Source organism: Solibacillus sp. FSL W7-1436 (genome assembly GCF_038007305.1).
Taxonomy (GTDB): domain Bacteria; phylum Bacillota; class Bacilli; order Bacillales_A; family Planococcaceae; genus Solibacillus.
This window is the reverse complement of sequence record NZ_JBBOWV010000001.1, coordinates 3,461,459-3,479,667: the sequence shown is the minus strand read 5'-3', so window position 1 is coordinate 3,479,667 and position 18,209 is coordinate 3,461,459. Positions and strand designations below refer to the sequence as shown.

Genomic DNA, 18,209 nt, shown 5'->3' with positions numbered 1-18,209 from the left:
GAACGCTTCAACGCGTTTATGCGCTAAAGTGTCATGCGCAAAAAAATTTAGTTCCTATTTGGCATTTAATGATTCGCGGTCAAAACCGGCAATCTTCTTATAGCTAGCTGCAATTTCTTCAAGTTCTGTGTTTGAAATAATATCCTCCAGGTCAGCAAAGCCGTTTGGTGCACGGTCTTCCACAATCTGCATCACCACTTCCGGACCGTTCTGGCGATTTGTCAACACAATGTTCGCTGTTGCTTCTCGTCGCAGTGCTTCATATGCTTTTAAAGCAGTTTCCGCATCTTGCTGTTGTGCAATCACTTGTCCAAGGGCATCCGCATCTAAAATGGCTTGAGAGGCACCGTTTGAACCGATTGGATACATCGGATGTGCCGCATCGCCCAGTAAGGTGATCCGTCCAAATGTCCATTGTGGCAGTGGGTCACGGTCAACCATCGGGAATTCATAAACAGCTTCTGCTTCTTCAATGATTTTCGGTACATTCAGCCAGCCGAAGTCCCAGTTTTTAAAGGCAGGCGCAAATTTCTCTTTATCGATTTCCTTGTTCCAATCCGCGCGATCAGGCATTGTCTCGACATTTAATTCCGCAATCCAATTGACTAAAGAACTTCCTTGAGCAGCTGTATCCGGACAAATCGGGTAGGCCACAAATTTTTGGTCCTGGTAACCGGCCATAATCATTGAGCGGCCTGTTAAATAAGGTGATGCTTCCGTAATTCCGCGCCATAAGATGCGGCCGCTATATTTTGGCAGTCCTTCGTCTGGATAGAAGAATTTTCGTACGACGGAATGAATGCCATCTGCTGCAATCATAATGTCTGCGCGATATGTACCAAGCGATTCACCTGTTTTTTTATTTTCAAAATGGGCAGCGACGCCATCCTTCTCATTTTCAAAAGATGTCAGATGGTGACCGGTTAATACGGCTTCTTCTCCTAATTGATCCTTGACGGTCTTTAACAGCAGCATCTGTAAGCGTCCGCGGTGAATCGAATATTGTGGCCATTTGTAACCAGCGTTGATGCCGCGGTCTTCTTGCCAAATTTTTTGCCCGAATTTATTCACATACATTAACTCGGCTGTCGGTATGCCTGTTTGTTCCAGTTCTTCTGCTAAACCCAAGTCTGTTAGCACGCGGACCGAATGGGGTAATAGATTAATGCCGACTCCCAGTTCTTTTATTGTTTCTACACTTTCAAATACTTTTACAGATATGCCTGCACGGTGAAGTTTAAGTGCTGTAACGAGTCCGCCAATGCCTCCCCCGACAATCATCGCTGTTTTAATTGTTGACAAAACAATCTCTCCTTCTAAGAAAATAGAATAATCTATATTTTCTAATTAATTTTACTATTTTAATATTATGACATATGTTTGATTTGGTAGCTAGTCACGATTCGGAATATTATCGGAATTATATGATTCTATGTTAAATTTTTAAGTAGAAAGAAATTAGTAACTCTATAAAGATAAGGTAGGCGAAAAAAATGGATTATACGAAAATCTATAACGAGGAACTGATTGCCTCGGTAAAAGAGAAAATAAAGTCAGTCGGTGAAGTGAAAGCAGTGAAGTATGTGAGAGAACAAACCGGAATGTCCTTAATACAGGCAAAAAAGTTTGTAGATTTTTGCAACGAATAGGTTATACGATATATAGTTATTTTAATAAGGAGTGATTTTTTGGTCAGTAAAATTATTTTAGATGACAGAGTAATTCAATTAAATAACTATGAAGAAGAACATGTAAACGGGAACTATAAAGTTTCAGTCATTTTTGATGTGACAAGTGAAGAATACCATGAAATAGCAACGTTACTGTACAACGGAACTTTTGACGTTAAAATTCCTGAAAAAGAGATCATGTTTAGAGGAACGATTTATAACTACTCCACTTCTATTACAAATTTGTATGAAAAAGATCAGGTAGGACAATATAAACTGACTCTGGTCGAAGAAAAGGGCTGATAATTCATGAGATTAAGCATGTTGGATCAATCACCGATCTCTTCAAATCAAACTCCTCAGGATGCATTAAATTGGTCAATGAAATTAGCGCAGGCAGGGGAGAAATTCGGATATACAAGATACTGGATTGCCGAACATCATGATTTGTCCGGACTTGCGTGTCCTGCACCTGAAGTGATGTTAAGCTACATAGGAGCTAATACAAACCGAATTCGAATAGGGTCTGGTGCTGTTCTATTGCCCCATTACCGACCGTTTAAAGTTGCTGAAATCTTTAATACGTTAGCAACCCTGTTTCCTGATCGGATTGATTTAGGGATAGGACGTGCACCAGGCGGATCCTCTGAAGCGATGACAGCTTTGTCCGGTAACTTTATAAAAAATGTCGGGAACTTTCCTGCCTTACTGAAAGACCTGCTTCATTTTTTAGATGATGATTTTCCAACGGATACCGACTATTCAAAGTTATCGGCTTCTCCCATTCCTGAAAATCCGCCAATGCCTTGGCTCCTTGGGACAGGTAAGAAAAGTGCGTTACTTGCAGCGGAAAATGGTGTTCCTTATACGTTCGGCTATTTTATGAGCGATGAAGACGGAGCTGCTATTATCAAGGAATATATTGAAAGCTTTAAACCGAGAAAAGAAGGGCAGACACCACAAGTTATCGTAACGGTTAACGTTATATGTGGGGAGACAACGGAAAAAGCAGAAGAAGTTGCATCAAGCTTTCTCATCTGGTCATTACAAATGGAAAAAGGGAAAAGTAAACAAGGAGTCCCTTCCATAAGTGAAGCTCAGCAATATAAACTGGATGAAACAGATAAAGAAACGCTGAAAAAAGTTAGACAAAAGATAATTATCGGTAACCCTCAGGAAGTGAAGCGGAAATTATTTGAGCTGAAAACAAAATACCAAGCAGATGAAGTGATGATCAATACCATTACACATTTACCGGAAGATCGAATCCGTTCCTATGAACTTATTGCAAAAGAAGTATATTCGGAAAAAGATCAGGCGGGAGAATAATTAAAATTAAAAACAGTGGAACTGTATGATGTAATAATTACAAAGCAAAGCTGTTTCGAAGTCAGATGACTGGCAAACGAAACCTCCTATATATTTTACATAATTAACGAGCCATCACACATTCTATATATAGGAGGTGGGAATATGGGGAAGAATTTTTCGAAGGCGAATCATGGAAAAACTGGTGCCGAACTAATAAGTGAAGCGTTTGGCATGACCAAAAACGATAGCGAAGCATTATTAGCACAGGCGTCGGAAGTTCAAACTACGGATATTCCTTTAGGAAAAGAAGATGTATATGCAAGGGATAGTACAACAACTACTTTGAACAACCTACATGAAGATAACACATCCGCCATTTTAGATCGAAATGGGCCAAGGTAATTATTGTAAGTGAATGCATAGTGACTTAAGGCAATTCTTCCTTTAGCGTAACAAAACGATAAAATTCCTTAAATTAAGAGCTTATGCTTTTGATTTAAGGGATTTTTTTATTTCAAAACATGCCTTAGATTTTTAAATCCGCACAAAATGCTTCTGAAACTATTAAAAGCAAGATACCCTGCGAAATAATTTCGTAAAGTACCTTGCTCCATTTTAATATGCTGTATTAAACAACCTTAACTTTTTGTTCCGATTTTGCCAGGACCAGATAACCTATTGCCGCGAATGCTGATAAGAAGGCGACAACAGTATAAGACCAGAACCAGCCAAATTGATCAGCGAGTATCGGCATTAACCAGTTCGAACCCATGTTTCCAAGTAAATATGCCGTAACACCTACAAAACCAATAGCTGTCCCTGCTACATTTAAAGGTACAAAGTCAATTGTTAAAATGTTGACAATTAATTGCGGTCCATAAATCAAGGCCCCTAAAACTCCACAAACAACCAGGAATAATGCGAAATTCGTTACCCCATTGCTCACTAATCTTTCGTATATAAAGACGAATAGGACCATGGCAAACAATCCGATTGCGCCGATTTTAGCCATTTTATTCGGATATTTAACCGCTAACCATGCAAAGATAAGTGAACCTGGAATCGCAATCCATTCCAGAACCGAAACGGCCAATTGCGCTTTTGTAGCTGACAGGTTTCCGACTTCACTTAAATAAATTGGCATCCAGTCCGCAATTCCGAAACGAAGGAAATATAAAGCGATATTAACCGCAGCTACAAGTAGGATCAGCGGATTTGTAAAAACATATTTCCAGATTAATTGCCAGTAAGTTAATCCTGTTTTTTCTTCTTCTGTTGCGATGTTTGTGTGCGCAGCGTCACCATACATTGTACTTAAAGAATCAAGACCTTCCGACTCAGGGCTATCCCCGCCGTAACGCCAGCATATATAGGCAAAGAACAGCACCAGCAATGCAGGAACCAAGAAAGCCATGAAAACATTTCCGGTTTCAGGAACAACCAGTCCCATGCTAGTTAATGCCACTATGATTAAAGGCAGTAAAGCCCCGCCGACATTTTGCGAAATATTCCAGCCCGCAATCGCCGCTCCTCGGGATCTATTTGAATAATAATTTGCAAGCATCATTTGAGAAGCAGGAGCTAATGCACCTTGTACAAACCCGCTCAATACGAGCAGAATACCTAAAACTGCAATAGATGTATTAAAGAAGCCAATGAGAATGGCAATGAGCGCACTTGCGCCTAAACAGATTGAGAACAGTTTTCTTATACTGACGCGGTCACCTAGCGCGCCCATATAAAACTTGGCCAATCCGTAGGAAATCGTTAAGCAGGAAAGCAACAAAGCAATATCTGTTTTTTCCCAGCCATTTGTCACCATGATGCTGTTGGACATTAATTTAAAGTTATTTCGCACAAGATAAGCACAGACATATCCTAAAAATGCTATTAGGAAAATTATTTTCCGACGAAAAAGGTAGCGTGCAAATTTCTCGGTGTTTTGTTTCTGGTAAACTGATACCATACTAAAACCCTCCAATACTGTAAATTATAAATTTCAAAGTCTTGTTACAAATTGTATATTGTTTTTGGCAATATTTGGTGGCATCCTTCCTTGATATTTTGAAAGCGCTTTAAAAACAGAAAACACAAATGGTTTACATAATCGTATTATCTTACTATTCAAACTATTAAACTATCAGCAGATATCCTATTCCTTATAAGAAATTCATCTTGTCGTTGTCAGAAAATATCCTACAATTTGTGTCTGTAATATAAAATAACGCTCAATACGAAAATAATCCTGTGATATAATAGTGAAAATTAATTGCTGGGAAAAATTTCAATCTGTGAAAAATAGCTGAAGAAACCGCACCAGGAAGGGATATTATGAGAAAAATATATATGGTTATTCCTATTATAGTACTGATCATTTTAATACTAGGCTGCAGGTCGAACCCTTCAACCTATCAAATCGTCTTTTCGGAATATGAAAAGCCGTCATCGGTAATAAAAGAGGATAAAAAAGATCCGATACGCTTAGCTATCTCGAGTGTTCTTTCTCCGACAGACACGATCATCTACTATCGGGAAATTGTAAATTATATCGGTGAAAAACTTGACCGGCCAACCATTTTAATCCAGCGCAGAAGCTATAATGAAGTCAGCAACCTCATGATGAATGGAGGAGCAGATATCGCTCTGCTTCCAACCGGTGCATACATCACATTTGGTGCAAACGGAGGAATTGAAGGTATTGCAACACAAGAAAGATTCGGCAGCCCTTATTACTATGGTTACATTGTTGCGAAGGATGAAAGCCGCTTCACATCGATTGATGATCTGAAAGGCAAAGATATCGCATTTTTTGATCCTTCCAGTTATTCGGGCTATATTTTTGTGAAAGAAGAATTGGGGCGCTTAGGGGAAGATATCGATAGTTTTTTTGGAAGACATATTTATACATATAGCCATGAAGGATCGATGAATGCCGTATTAAATAATATTGTGGATGCGGCAGCTGTAAATTCTCTCGTTTTTGAAACGATGAAAAATGAAAATCCGGAGCAATCGGATTCGTTAAAAATTATTGGGAAATCAATGCCCTTAGGTACAGGGCCGGTAGTGATCAGCAGCAATCTGCCTGAGGAAGATAAGGAAATCATAAAAGAGAGCTTTCTTACGATGCACGAACAGGGATCGATGAAGCAAGCAATGCAAGGATTATATATTGACCGCTTTATCCCATTCGACTCGGAATATTATGAGGTACTATATGAACTGGATAAATAATTTTAAAATACACCATAAAATCCTTGCAGCAATCATGTGCTCTTTACTTTTCCTTACCAGTATTTTCGGGTGGATCATATGGGATTCCCTTACAAATATAATGACGGAGGATCTCGCGAAACGTGGTGCCACTATCGCTAAAAATGTTGCTGAAACAAGCTCGGACTATATTCTTTTTGATGATCAGTACTCGGTGGATAATCTGATCAATGAAACAAAAAAGATCGATGAAGATATTCGCTATATTTTAGTTTTTAATAGCAGTCACATACTTTACGCTCACACATTCCCGGATCCTGAGAAGCTGCCGAAAGGAATCGTAAATGCTCATACACCAAAGGGGATTACCCAGCAAGATTATTCGATTCTAACTTCGGATGAAGGGGATATCCATGACATCATTGTCCCGATAGAAGATGGGGGCGTAGGGTATGTTCGGGTAGGGATGTCGGAAGAAAAATCGATGGAATATATTTATTCCAGAATAATTAAATTAATCATCGCGACAATCTTGGTATCAATTGGCGCTTTGGGAATAGCTTATTTTGCTACCCGTATGGTAACGAAACCAATCAACACCTTAGTAGATGTAGCATTAGGGATATCGGCCGGTAACTTAGCCTTAAGAGCAGAAGATACTAAGAACGATGAGATCGGGAAATTGGCACAGGCCTTTAATGAAATGACGGATCATCTCATTAATTCAAATAATGAAGTGGACTATTTGCTTAAGGAATTACAGCAAAAGGATTTATTGCGTGATAAATTGATTTCAAAGTTATTATCTGCTCAAGAGGATGAGCGAAAAAGAATTTCACGTGAACTGCATGATGAGACAAGTCAGGCGCTCACTTCATTGATGGTAACGATGAGAATTATGGCGAATGAGGCGAAAGACAGTGAGCAGCGTGAACTCCTTTATACAAGCAGAGATATAGCCGCGGGAATATTAAAACAAATGAGGGATCTGGCAGTCGAATTGCGTCCACCGATTCTTGACAAAATGGGGCTCGTTTCGGCGATAAAGAAATATGCGAGAAATTTTGAGGAAAAATACAAAATCCGGACTGTTTTATCTGTTCCCGATGCGGACGTCACACTAGCCGAAGATGTTACGCTGGCAATATACCGAATTGTTCAGGAAAGTTTGAATAATGTAGTAAAACATACGAAAGCAACTGAAATTATGATCGGCTTGGATATTAAAGACGAATGGGTTAATTTGACGATAAATGATAATGGTCATGGAATTCATGAAGCCGATTTTGAAAAAGCCAAGCAACAAAATAGAATTGGCATTCATGGAATGAAGGAAAGAGCCGAGTTGCAGGGAGGGACATTTCTTATTAGAACGAACATGATGGGAGGAACAGAAATTTCCGTTTCACTGCCATTAAAATAGAAAGAAGTGGTTATATTGCAACAAAATCTAAAAAAAGATATCAGGATCATGCTAGTTGATGATCATGCCATTCTTATATCGGGATTAAAACTTTTACTTCAAAAGCGGACTTACTACCATGTGGTGGGGGTGGCTGATGATGGATATAAGGCCATTGAACTATACAATGAATTAAAGCCGGATGTTTTGATTCTTGATATTTCTTTGCCCGGTATGGATGGGCTGCAAGTACTGAAAACTATAAAGGCACAGCATGAACATGCAAAAGTGATTATTTTGACAATGTATGAAGATGAGGAATATGTTTCGTTAATTATGAATGCGGGGGCATCAGGCTACGTGCCGAAAGTAGCTGTGGACGAAGAATTGTATTCTGCCATCGAGACTGTTATGGACGGCTATATATATTTACGCCCGAAGGAAATGACTTCCATGATGAAAAATAAGCAGAAAGAAGAAAATGTTCACAAGATGTATTCTACATTAAGCCTCCGTGAACAGGAAGTACTACAGCTGATTGTTAAAGGGTATTCATTAACAGAAATTGCAGGTGAACTACTGATCAGTATAAAAACAGTAGACACACATAAAACAAGGATATTCAATAAATTGAATGTCAGTAAAAAAAGTGAACTCGTTGAATTTGTAATTAAACATAATCTGATTGAATTATAGGAGGCAGACGCATATAAGTACCTGCTTTCGGTACACTTCTATTTATAAAGCGGGTAATAGAGAGCTTTGCAAAAATGAAGCTATTATTAACCCGTTGACTGATCATTGAAAGGCCCGTGAACATTGCGTTTGCGGGCTTTTAAAATTGATGGCCTCGACAAATCACGAACCAGCATTCCGCAACCTTGTCGAATGAATTTTAAATACTGCTTTAGTAACGCTTCATTGAAATGAATAAAACTTCCCCCATTAATTATCAAATCAGAATATACACAGGATAATTTTCCAATCTTTGAATATATACAGAGAAAATCGGGTATAAAGCATAGTGTTGTAATATTTTTATCAGTGCTTATAAGTGAAGTATTTATTTAGGAGGTTTTAATATGGCAGAAAACAAAGACAAACATGTTGCTAAAAAAGAGGATGGGGAACGTGAAGTTCTAACTACGCGCCAAGGGCATCCAGTAAGAGACAACCAGAATATCCGTACAGTAGGTAACCGTGGTCCAGCGACTTTGGAAAATTACCATTTCATCGAAAAAATTTCACACTTCGACCGTGAAGAGGTACCTGAACGAGTTGTACATGCACGTGGTTCAGGTGCGTTCGGTTATTTTGAAACTTACGGTAAAGTTGGAGATGAGCCTGTAGAAAAATATACCCGTGCAAAAGTCTTTTCTGGTGCCGGCAAACAAACACCGCTTATGGTGCGTTTTTCTACAGTAGCAGGTGCAAAAGATTCACCGGAGACTGCACGCGATCCGCGCGGGTTTGCAGTGAAAATGTATACGGAAGATGGTAACTGGGATCTAGTAGGTAACAATCTAAAAATTTTCTTTATTCGTGATGCGATGAAGTTCCCTGATATGATTCATGCTTTTAAAGCAGATCCGGCTTCAAACGTACCGAATCCACAACGTATGTTTGACTTTGTTTCACGTTCACCGGAAGCGACGCATATGATTACGTTCCTGTTTTCACCTTGGGGCATCCCGGCAACTTACCGCCATATGCAGGGTTCAGGGGTTAACACATATAAATGGGTGAATGAAGAAGGGAAAGCAGTGCTTGTGAAGTATCACTGGGAGCCAAAACAGGGTATCCGCAATTTGACACAAGATGAGGCAAATTCCATTCAGGCGACAAACGTAGGGCATGCTACACAGGATTTATATGAAGCAATTGAACGTGGAGAGTATCCGGAGTGGGAGCTGTTCGTGCAAATTATGGAGGATGACTATCATCCGGAACTGGATTTTGACCCACTTGATGATACAAAACTTTGGCCGGAAGATAAATTCCCATGGCTTCCTGTAGGTCGCATGGTACTTAACCGTAATCCGGAAGACTTCCATGCAGAAATCGAGCAGGCTGCATTCGGTACTGGTGTTCTAGTAGACGGTATGGACTTTTCGGATGATAAAATGCTGCAGGGACGTACATTCTCATACTCAGATACGCAACGTTACCGTGTAGGCTCAAACTATCTGAAATTGCCGGTAAACGCACCAAAGGTACCGGTTCGTACAAATCAGCAGCGCGGCCAAATGGATACACGTGACCCGAAAGAATCCGGTGACAACCCGCATATCAATTATGAGCCGTCAATGATTGGTGGCTACCGTGATGCAGGGGATAAAGCATATCCGCCACATCAGCCGTCCTATAATGCGGCATTAATGAGTGAGCCAATTGATCGTCCGAATAACTATGGTCAAGCAGGTGAAACATACCGCAATTTTGAAGACTGGGAACGTGATGAGCTTATTAATAACTTATCGGATGCTTTGGCAATCTGTGACAAGCGTATTCAAGAAGCAATGTTTGATCACTTTACACAGGCTGATGAAGATTACGGCCGCCGTGTGAAGGAAGCGACTGAAATGAAAATGAAAGAAATTGAAAAGCTTGCCAAAGAAGGGAAACTACCGGGCCGAGAGTCAGGGATTTCTAAATACGGTCAAGGTACAACCGCTGCCAATGAGGCAACAAAAGATGCAGTGAAGAAAAGCCATGAGGCAGACCCTTATTAAGCACCAAGATGGATGTTAAACACAGATAAAAATGGAATTACGTAAAATTAAAAAGACTTAAGTTTGGTATCCCACCAGGCTTAAGTCTTTTTTTATTAACTGCATTGTCCGCGGTGTAGTTGCAAAGAAGCATGGCGGTATTAATTTCTGTTTAAAGACTCGTCCGTACTTTCGCTAAGGAGAGTCGTTTACTTCGTCGATTTCTTATTTTAAGTTATTATTTCGAAATAGAATCATTCGCATTATCCCGAAATAAAATCCTGAACTGTTACTTGTGTGTTCCATTGACAAATAGTTCCGCTCTACTTCAGTCGCTTTAATCTCTTCTGGAGGAGACTTATAAATCCTCTCCACTGGCATTCGAAAAAGTCTGCTCAAAAAGATTTAATAATTTAATAAATAATTAAAAAAATATATATTGTTGCGTTAAAACGCAACTGGATGATTTTTTTCTTTGGGGCCTTTAATAATTTGTACTTCGTACCTTAAAAATGATTTTTGTTTTACTTGTCCCTTTTTCCGATTCTCGAAGACATATAAAGAGTAAGACAAAGAAATGGAGGATAAAACATGAAATTATTAGTTAACGAAAGGCATTTGTTTATATCACCAAACTTGGCAGCACGCATCGGGGTGGAGGAAGCACTGTTCCTTCAGCAACTTTACTACCGGATTGCAACACGAGGTATGAAGAGAGATGGACATATGTGGTATCGCCAAACCTATCAAGGATGGTCAAAGCAATGCTTCTATTGGAATACAACGAAGGTGAAAAGACTGATCACAAAATTGGAACGTTACGAAATAATCATTTCAACAGACAAATTTAATCGTTTCAATACAGATCGTTCGAAATGGTATTGCATTGATTATGAAAAAGTAAATCAGTTACTTGAGACGGAAATTTATACGGAGGAAGAGCAGTTTCCTGAAGAGCCGTACTTGCCGGAAATAGAGACGAAGCCGAAAACCGAGCCCGATATGGAAGTTACAGACATCATAGATTACTTAAATGAAAAAGCCAAAAAGAAATTTAATGGAAGTTCAAAAACAAATATCCGACTGATCAATGCGATTTTAAAAGAAGGCTACACAGTGGAAGATTGCTGCTTAGTCATTGATGAACAGGTGAGAAACTGGAAGTACGATCTGCAGATGAACAAATATTTAAGACCGATCACATTATTCCGACCAGGGAATTTTGAAAGCTACTTAAATGATGCACTTACAAGGCAGCAGGAAAAAGACCTTGATTTCGAGCCGGTCGTCCTCGATTTTGATGAAGGTGAATGCTATTGATAAAAAAGGAATTTCTGGAGCAGGACTTGAAGATACTCAAGTGATGTTAAAGTTTATTCCCGACAAAGACGTACATAATTGGAAAAAAACATTGCGGATAAATTACGTATAAATCCTAAATGAAAATGTAAGGTAGGAAGTTTGCTGAAATGAAAAAGCCAACAAACGTTGTTAAATCAACGTATGTAGGCTTATTTCATTCCTGATTATCTTCAATATTATTAAAATAATAATCAAGATAAGCTTTTTCTTCAACAGGATTAAGCAGCCCGTAAGCGATTCCAACATTTCCGTCTTGAAGCTCCCAAATTGCGTTATGGTCTTCAACTGCTTTAGAAAAATCACCTTCGATCCATCTGCTTAAAATGTCTACATAAATTGGTCCCCATTCATATTTATATTCGTTCATTTCTGCTACTTCAAGTAAACGTTCAATTCGTTCTTTTGTAATCATGTAAACGCCCCATTTTTTGTCTGCTTTTACTTTTTGGTGGGACATGGCATGAATGATATCCTGTAATTGAAATTCTAACATTTCATTTGGAAAATATTCGATTAAATCAAGTTGGTGTTCCTCTGGCATATCTTTCTCAGGAGTTTGAAATCCTTTTTCAATTTGTTCCCGTGCCTCTGCCATTTCTTGTTCGGTTGGCTGATTCAAATAATCATTCAAATAATATATTCCAACTGCAAGTGCAATAACCCCTACAATAATTCCTAGTATGATTAGGGTTTTCTTCATTTAATATGCTCCATTAACCAATGTGCTCCAGCAGGTTCTACGTTCTTAATTTCACTCGCTGACCCCATAATGAAGTCATTAATCACTGCCTGTATTTTTTCACCAGTCATTTCAACCACTCCTTCATTTGGTGATTTAACTCCAATGTAATTGTAAGATGATTTGAAACAGGACACAACAATAAAAGAGTAAACAAGTATTTTTTTGTTTTTATGTTAATAAAAGGGATTGTATATTAAGATTAACATAGGAAATAGAACAACTGGAAGGATCCGTACATTTAAAAATTATGATGTGCAGTAGATTTCTCTAAATTTTTAGTACTGTTATAAAGGAGAAGGAATTATGAAGAAATGGCTTATTGTATTTGTTTTACTTTTTTGCATTACAGGATGTAAAGACACTCGAACAGTAGAAATACCTTATGAAAATCAACCATTAAAAATTGCGATTTTAGGGGATACTCCAGATATTCAAAATAAAAATATAACATTCGAACAAATTTCTTTAGACGAGTTAAATAATAATGATAAAATTTTATCTAGTAAATTTAACGCTATTATGATTACTCCAAGTATGTTTGTGGATGCTTCACAAGATCAATTATCTGAAGTATATCATAATATAGAAATTCCGATTGTATTTTGGAATTCTAATAAAGCACACTATCCCTTTGTAAATAACAAAATTAACTATGTAAATGAAAAGGAAGTTTCACTAAATAATAGTCCACATTCTTTTGATGGGATGGGACAGACACATTCGACTATCTTTTTATATGATATTGAGACAGAAATAGAAAATGTTTGGTTTTTTCATTTGAATGAACGGAATGAATTGACTAAGTTATATTCTGAAATATTCCATAAAATTGAAGAAATCACGCTATAATTATTTTATCCACGTGACGTACTAGAATGGTAGTCTTCCATAATCTTGAGCTATTGTTGTAAATTTTTGTTTCTGATAGGTTACCAACAGTAAAAAAAGTTTTTTGGACAAAAGGATGTAGAACATTTATACTGTTTGTTGTTCCTTTTTATCGAATTAGTATTAATAATTATAGATTATATAACATCCTACTAATTGAATGGTAAGGACTTAAGTGTATTGAATTGGTACAAAGAATATAGAAATTAAATGAAATAGCCCTTATTTCATCAGTCGGTGGGAAGGGCTATTTCATTTTCAGGGGATATGTAAATGTTTAATTTACAGCAAAATATGTATTTAATAGTAAGGAAGATTGTTTTGATATGAAACGTTTTAAATTAAAGCTAATAATAGTGTTATCTATCGTATTAGTCATATTCTTTACTGGAATAAGTATGTATGCTTCCTATATTAAGATTGGAGATACAGTGGAAGACGCGATTGCTAATCAAAATCTTGAATCTGCCAAATCCATTGCTAAAAGGATTGATCTGGAAACGTATGAGCGATTTTTAAAAGAGCGGAACCGTGATGAAGATTATTGGACAATACGACATTATTTGAATGATGCCCGAGAAAAACTAGGTGTATTATACGTCTATACTATGGAAATAGACAATCCTACTACATCGAAAGCTTTAATTGTAGGTGAACCTGAAAACAAGGATAATCCAAATGATTTTCCAATAGGTGAAGGGTGTACTGTACCGGAAGCCCAAGTGAAATTAGCGTATGAGGAAGGAAAGCAATTTGTAACAGGGATCCTGGAAGATACGAATTATGGTCATCATTATATAACGGTTGGGACGCCTATTATGAATGAAAAAGGGGAAATCATTAGCTACCTTGGCATTGATATTAGTTCGGAGACACTTGACGGGATTAAAGAAACAGTTATTAATAGTAATATTTTTCTATTAGTACTCAGTGGACTTTTTGTTATTATTGTTATTATTTCTTTCTTACTATTACAGAAGTGGTATCAAAAAGAAGTTGGAACTACGGAGCATACGTATCAAAAGGAAATTAAAACGTTAATTGCTTCTGTCTCATCATTTAGGCACGATTATATTAATCATATCCAGGTTTTACATGGCTTTCTGCATATAGGTGAGGTAGATCAAGCGACAAAGTATGTCGATTCTTTGTCTAAAGACATACAGACAATCGAATCCATTAAAATGAATCTTGATCACCCAGGATTAGCGATATTACTGCAAACAAAAAAATTAACATGTCAAAATCAGCAAATTGATATACAGATAACCGTTGATGACAATCCATTTGAAAACATAAAAACGATTGATTTAATCAATATATTATCTAACATAATTGATAATGCGATAGAAGCGACAATGGAGTTGCCAGAGGAACTACGTAAAATTACAGTTAGCTGTAAAGCAGACGAGTTATATTATACGTTCTCGATTACGAACACTGGGCAAAAGCTACCTGATAAAAATCAAATTTTTAAACAAGGCTACTCAACGAAAAAAGTAGAGAAAGGAAGAGTTAGAGGACAAGGTTTGTTTATTGTTAAAGAAACAATTAATAAATACAATGGAACGATTACATTTGATAGAATAAATGAAAAAGAGACAATAGCGATTGTAAAAATCCCTATTAAGTAAATAGTAAAAGGTTATGGCATCAATTCAAATAATGTGCCATAGCCTTTTTTTAATTGGTTTTCTTCAGTAAAAAGTCCAATATTAATAGGACTTGGATTGTGGTACATTATTTTCTGACTGGAAAAAGTAAAGATATACACTGATTAGTAATGTTCCAGAATATACATAGTAAGGTGAAAGTAATGACAAAAAGTTTTTATCAAGCATTAGAAGAAAGACGCTCACACCGAGTAGTCAATAATGAAATTCAAGTATCAGAAGAGCGTCTTCAAGAAATTGTAGAGTTCGCGGTAAAACATATCCCTTCTGCATTTGATTTACCATCAGCACGTTTAGTTATGTTAACAGGGGAATCCCACAATCGATTATGGGATATTACAACAAATACTTTGAAACAAATACTTGGTGATCGAGATTTCGAGCCGACACAATCGAGAATGGATGCTTTTAAAGCAGGATATGGTACAGTATTATTCTTTGAAGATGAAACAACGGTTACTTCATTACAGGAGAAATTTCCTTCATATGCAGAGAACTTTTTAAATTGGTCCCAACAATCATCTGGTATGCATCAATTAGTTGTATGGTCTGCATTAAGTGCAGAAGGTTTAGGTGCATCACTGCAACACTATAATCCACTAATTGATGACCAAGTTAAGACTGAATGGGATATTCCTGCCAGCTGGAAGTTAATTGCACAAATGCCGTTTGGAAATCCTACTGCAGAACTAGCAGAAAAAACTTTCCAGCCAATTGAAGAACGAGTGAAATTTTATTAATATTAGTTTTAAAAGCAGTCAAAAAATTGGCTGCTTTTTTATTCGTTTAAATTTGTTTCGGTTAATAATCGGACGCTTTTCTTGCATCTAGTGCTCTTTTAAGTTAATGATTTTAGATTTGGGGGATTTATATGTCATTTGAACAATGCCAACATGTTACTACCTTAATGGCTGACTTTAACAAAACTTGGTTTATTGCCGGTGGGTGGGCGATTGATCTTTATATGGGGGAGGAAACAAGGGAACACAAAGATATCGAGATTGCTATATTTCGAGAGGACCAACAGAATTTAAAAGCGTATTTAAAAGAATGGGAATTTAAAAAAGTAATTAAAAGTGAATTTCATAATTGGGGAAACGAATTTTTAGAGCTGCCTCTTCACGAAATACATGCTACCAATAAGGTAAATGGAGATAAAATTGAGATTCTCCTTAATGAAGCAAAAGATAATGATTGGGAATTCAGAAGAGATTTGAGGATTTCCTCACCACTAAATTCAGTGTGGAGTTCTTCTGAAACGGGTATCCCATACCTGAATCCAGAAATAGTGCTTTTATATAAGGCGAAGAATACAAGGGAAAAAGACCATCAAGATTTTATTACAGTAAAGGACCATCTTGATGATAGAAAGAGACAATGGCTCAAGTCTGCACTTGAACTTCACGAACCCGAACATAAGTGGATTCAATTGTTAATCTGATATTTTTCAACTATCCAGATAGATCATTATTCCACAGTCGAGCCCGATTGTGGAGTAACACGTTTTCTTGGGGAGTGTTTGAGTAGATGCAAATTTATACCGATAAAAGAATGGCTATACAAGTTTTTATGCAAATTAAAGGTCATCATGTATAGCAAGTATAAACACCGTTCCATCAACGGTTTGCAACATCTGTATAAAATGCTGCATAACTAATTCCATAAAAAAATGCACGGAACGTTGATTTAACAACGTTCGTGCATTTTTAATGTGTCCCCAAACTTTGATTGAACTGCACCCCATTTGTTAGACACAATACTAACGAATGAGGTGTTTTTTTCATGGCTAAAATGAGTGCCGAACAAAAATTAGCAGTGGTTGAACGCTATTTAACGAGCAGGCAAAGCTCCAGAGTCGTCGCTGCGGAGTTTGGAATTTCACATCGTTATTTACTAACGTTGACGAAACAATATCAAAAGAACGGTGTAGAAGCGTTCGTCAGAAGATATACAAATTATTCAAAAGCGTTTAAACTAGACGTACTTAACTATATGACTGAACATGGTACGTCCTTCTATGAAACGGCAGCGATTTTCAATATTGGCGCCGGTTCATGCATACGGAATTGGCAAAAACAATTCGAAACATTAGGAGAGGATGCCCTTCAGCCAAAGAAAAAGGGGCGTCCATCTATGAAAAAACAAGGAACGAAATCATTTAAAAAGAATTTAGTAGAAGGCTCTACAGAAGCACTTCAAGCACGTATCCAACAGTTAGAAATGGAAAATGCCTATTTAAAAAAGTTGAATGCCTTAGTTCAAGCCAAGGAAGCATCACCACGAAAGACAAAGTAAAAGTCATTTGTGAATTAAGGGAGATTTATTCGGTGAAAGCACTTGTAGCGTACGCAGAAATTCCACGCAGTACGTTTTATCAAATCGCAAAGAAATTAGATTTGCCTGATCCAGACACGAAATTAAAAGACGATATTCAAGCCATTTATAAGGAACATGATGGTCGTTATGGCTACCGTCGTATTCGGGATGAGCTGGCGAATCGTGGGCAAAAAGTGAACCACAAAAAGGTACAGCGCCTCATGAAAGAACTCGGCCTAAAATGTATTGTCCGGATGAAAAAATATAAATCGTATAAAGGCTCAGTGGGGAAAATTGCCCCAAATATTTTAGACCGCCAATTTACAGCGGAAGCACCAAATGAAAAATGGACAACGGATATTTCAGAGATTAAATTATTTAGCGAAAAGCTGTATTTATCGCCAGTTTTAGATATGTTTAATGGTGAAATTATTACTTATACAATCGGCTCTAGACCTACTTTCTCTCTTGTTTCAGACATGTTAGATAAAGCATTAGAGCGTTTGCCAGAAGACCACCAGCTACTCATGCATTCCGATCAAGGCTGGCATTATCAAATGAAGCAATATCGCCATGCGCTCCAATCAAGAGGCATTGTGCAAAGCATGTCACGAAAAGGCAACTGTTACGACAACTCGGTGATGGAGAATTTCTTTGGCATCATGAAATCAGAATTCCTTTACTTAAAAGAATTTGAAAGTATTGAGCACTTTAAAGAAGAGCTCGAAAAATATATTCATTATTACAACACGAAACGTCTAAAGGCCAAATTTAAAATGAGTCCGGTACAATACCGAACTCATTTTACCCAAGCTGCCTAAGCGAAATAACCGTGTCTAACTTTTGGGGGTCACTTCAGATTTGGGAACGTTATTTTGTATGAAGTTGTATGCTTTATAAATCATTGTTGTACTAAAGCAT

17 protein-coding genes are annotated in these 18,209 nt (G+C 37.4%); 14 read left to right on the top strand and 3 right to left on the bottom strand.

The features are described 5' to 3' along the window. Positions 1-54 precede the first annotated feature (54 nt). Positions 55-1,302, bottom strand: a complete 1,248-nt coding sequence (locus tag MKX73_RS17220) for a flavin-dependent oxidoreductase (RefSeq protein ID WP_340718513.1) — start codon at positions 1,300-1,302, stop codon at positions 55-57. A 191-nt stretch (positions 1,303-1,493) separates the two neighbouring features. Here MKX73_RS17220 and MKX73_RS17215 point away from each other — a divergent pair, with 191 nt between their 5' ends. The 4 genes from MKX73_RS17215 to MKX73_RS17200 all read left to right on the top strand — a co-directional run bounded on the left by MKX73_RS17215 (position 1,494) and on the right by MKX73_RS17200 (position 3,383). Next, positions 1,494-1,649, top strand: coding sequence for a hypothetical protein (locus MKX73_RS17215; protein ID WP_340718512.1), 156 nt, complete (start codon positions 1,494-1,496; stop codon positions 1,647-1,649). Between the two features lie 39 nt (positions 1,650-1,688). Next, the gene (locus MKX73_RS17210) at positions 1,689-1,973 is read left to right on the top strand and encodes a DUF3219 family protein (RefSeq protein WP_340718511.1); all 285 of its coding nucleotides are present in this window, start codon (positions 1,689-1,691) and stop codon (positions 1,971-1,973) included. A gap of 6 nt (positions 1,974-1,979) precedes the next feature. Then, positions 1,980-2,999, top strand: coding sequence for an LLM class flavin-dependent oxidoreductase (locus MKX73_RS17205; protein WP_340718510.1), 1,020 nt, complete (start codon positions 1,980-1,982; stop codon positions 2,997-2,999). Between the two features lie 144 nt (positions 3,000-3,143). Next, on the top strand, positions 3,144-3,383 hold the full coding sequence (locus MKX73_RS17200; protein WP_340718509.1) for a cAMP-binding protein: 240 nt from the start codon (positions 3,144-3,146) through the stop codon (positions 3,381-3,383). Positions 3,384-3,609: 226 nt separating this feature from the next. On the opposite strand, the gene MKX73_RS17195 is transcribed toward MKX73_RS17200, so the two are convergent. Continuing rightward, positions 3,610-4,947 (bottom strand): MFS transporter, encoded by a 1,338-nt coding sequence (locus tag MKX73_RS17195; protein WP_340718508.1) that lies wholly within the window; start codon positions 4,945-4,947, stop codon positions 3,610-3,612. A 365-nt stretch (positions 4,948-5,312) separates the two neighbouring features. Here MKX73_RS17195 and MKX73_RS17190 point away from each other — a divergent pair, with 365 nt between their 5' ends. From MKX73_RS17190 to MKX73_RS17170, 5 genes are all read left to right on the top strand, one after another. Continuing rightward, the gene (locus MKX73_RS17190; RefSeq protein WP_340718507.1) at positions 5,313-6,215 is read left to right on the top strand and encodes a substrate-binding domain-containing protein; all 903 of its coding nucleotides are present in this window, start codon (positions 5,313-5,315) and stop codon (positions 6,213-6,215) included. Between the two features lie 100 nt (positions 6,216-6,315). Beyond that, positions 6,316-7,617 (top strand): ATP-binding protein, encoded by a 1,302-nt coding sequence (locus MKX73_RS17185; RefSeq protein WP_340718506.1) that lies wholly within the window; start codon positions 6,316-6,318, stop codon positions 7,615-7,617. Between the two features lie 48 nt (positions 7,618-7,665). After that, a complete protein-coding gene (locus MKX73_RS17180) occupies positions 7,666-8,292 on the top strand; it encodes a response regulator transcription factor (protein WP_340718928.1) in 627 nt (208 codons plus the stop codon). A 386-nt stretch (positions 8,293-8,678) separates the two neighbouring features. Beyond that, the gene (locus MKX73_RS17175) at positions 8,679-10,328 is read left to right on the top strand and encodes a catalase (protein ID WP_340718505.1); all 1,650 of its coding nucleotides are present in this window, start codon (positions 8,679-8,681) and stop codon (positions 10,326-10,328) included. 570 nt (positions 10,329-10,898) lie between these two features. Beyond that, positions 10,899-11,627 carry a conserved phage C-terminal domain-containing protein gene (locus MKX73_RS17170; protein ID WP_340718504.1) on the top strand — a complete coding sequence of 243 codons (729 nt, stop codon included), beginning with the start codon at positions 10,899-10,901 and terminating at the stop codon, positions 11,625-11,627. 196 nt (positions 11,628-11,823) lie between these two features. On the opposite strand, the gene MKX73_RS17165 is transcribed toward MKX73_RS17170, so the two are convergent. Then, on the bottom strand, positions 11,824-12,369 hold the full coding sequence (locus MKX73_RS17165; protein WP_340718503.1) for a DUF6241 domain-containing protein: 546 nt from the start codon (positions 12,367-12,369) through the stop codon (positions 11,824-11,826). Positions 12,370-12,714: 345 nt separating this feature from the next. Between MKX73_RS17165 and MKX73_RS17160 the strand changes: the two genes are divergently transcribed. From MKX73_RS17160 to MKX73_RS17140, 5 genes are all read left to right on the top strand, one after another. Beyond that, entirely contained in the window at positions 12,715-13,260 is a 546-nt protein-coding gene (locus MKX73_RS17160; RefSeq protein WP_340718502.1) for an amino acid oxidase, read from the top strand. Positions 13,261-13,625: 365 nt separating this feature from the next. Further along, on the top strand, positions 13,626-14,933 hold the full coding sequence (locus tag MKX73_RS17155; RefSeq protein WP_340718501.1) for a sensor histidine kinase: 1,308 nt from the start codon (positions 13,626-13,628) through the stop codon (positions 14,931-14,933). A 182-nt stretch (positions 14,934-15,115) separates the two neighbouring features. Further along, positions 15,116-15,712, top strand: a complete 597-nt coding sequence (locus tag MKX73_RS17150; RefSeq protein ID WP_340718500.1) for a nitroreductase family protein — start codon at positions 15,116-15,118, stop codon at positions 15,710-15,712. Between the two features lie 131 nt (positions 15,713-15,843). Further along, complete coding sequence (locus MKX73_RS17145) at positions 15,844-16,413, top strand: nucleotidyltransferase domain-containing protein (protein ID WP_340718499.1); 570 nt, start codon at positions 15,844-15,846, stop codon at positions 16,411-16,413. A gap of 341 nt (positions 16,414-16,754) precedes the next feature. Continuing rightward, positions 16,755-18,109 (top strand): IS3 family transposase gene (locus tag MKX73_RS17140; RefSeq protein ID WP_340718498.1). Its coding sequence is split into 2 segments (ribosomal slippage): positions 16,755-17,208 and positions 17,208-18,109, totalling 1,356 coding nucleotides; the frame shifts between segments, so codons are not numbered across the junction. Positions 18,110-18,209 lie beyond the last annotated feature (100 nt).

What these genes read in the sequence shown, in the direction of transcription:
- MKX73_RS17215 (WP_340718512.1), top strand. Translation starts at nt 1,494, where the DNA reads ATGGATTATACGAAAATCTATAACGAGGAACTGATTGCCTCGGTAAAA.
- MKX73_RS17155 (WP_340718501.1), top strand. Translation starts at nt 13,626, where the DNA reads ATGAAACGTTTTAAATTAAAGCTAATAATAGTGTTATCTATCGTATTA.
- MKX73_RS17170 (WP_340718504.1), top strand. Translation starts at nt 10,899, where the DNA reads ATGAAATTATTAGTTAACGAAAGGCATTTGTTTATATCACCAAACTTG.
- MKX73_RS17205 (WP_340718510.1), top strand. Translation starts at nt 1,980, where the DNA reads ATGAGATTAAGCATGTTGGATCAATCACCGATCTCTTCAAATCAAACT.
- MKX73_RS17180 (WP_340718928.1), top strand. Translation starts at nt 7,666, where the DNA reads ATGCTAGTTGATGATCATGCCATTCTTATATCGGGATTAAAACTTTTA.
- MKX73_RS17150 (WP_340718500.1), top strand. Translation starts at nt 15,116, where the DNA reads ATGACAAAAAGTTTTTATCAAGCATTAGAAGAAAGACGCTCACACCGA.
- MKX73_RS17200 (WP_340718509.1), top strand. Translation starts at nt 3,144, where the DNA reads ATGGGGAAGAATTTTTCGAAGGCGAATCATGGAAAAACTGGTGCCGAA.
- MKX73_RS17185 (WP_340718506.1), top strand. Translation starts at nt 6,316, where the DNA reads ATGACGGAGGATCTCGCGAAACGTGGTGCCACTATCGCTAAAAATGTT.
- MKX73_RS17165 (WP_340718503.1), bottom strand. Translation starts at nt 12,369, where the DNA reads ATGAAGAAAACCCTAATCATACTAGGAATTATTGTAGGGGTTATTGCA.
- MKX73_RS17190 (WP_340718507.1), top strand. Translation starts at nt 5,313, where the DNA reads ATGAGAAAAATATATATGGTTATTCCTATTATAGTACTGATCATTTTA.
- MKX73_RS17175 (WP_340718505.1), top strand. Translation starts at nt 8,679, where the DNA reads ATGGCAGAAAACAAAGACAAACATGTTGCTAAAAAAGAGGATGGGGAA.
- MKX73_RS17160 (WP_340718502.1), top strand. Translation starts at nt 12,715, where the DNA reads ATGAAGAAATGGCTTATTGTATTTGTTTTACTTTTTTGCATTACAGGA.
- MKX73_RS17195 (WP_340718508.1), bottom strand. Translation starts at nt 4,947, where the DNA reads ATGGTATCAGTTTACCAGAAACAAAACACCGAGAAATTTGCACGCTAC.
- MKX73_RS17145 (WP_340718499.1), top strand. Translation starts at nt 15,844, where the DNA reads ATGTCATTTGAACAATGCCAACATGTTACTACCTTAATGGCTGACTTT.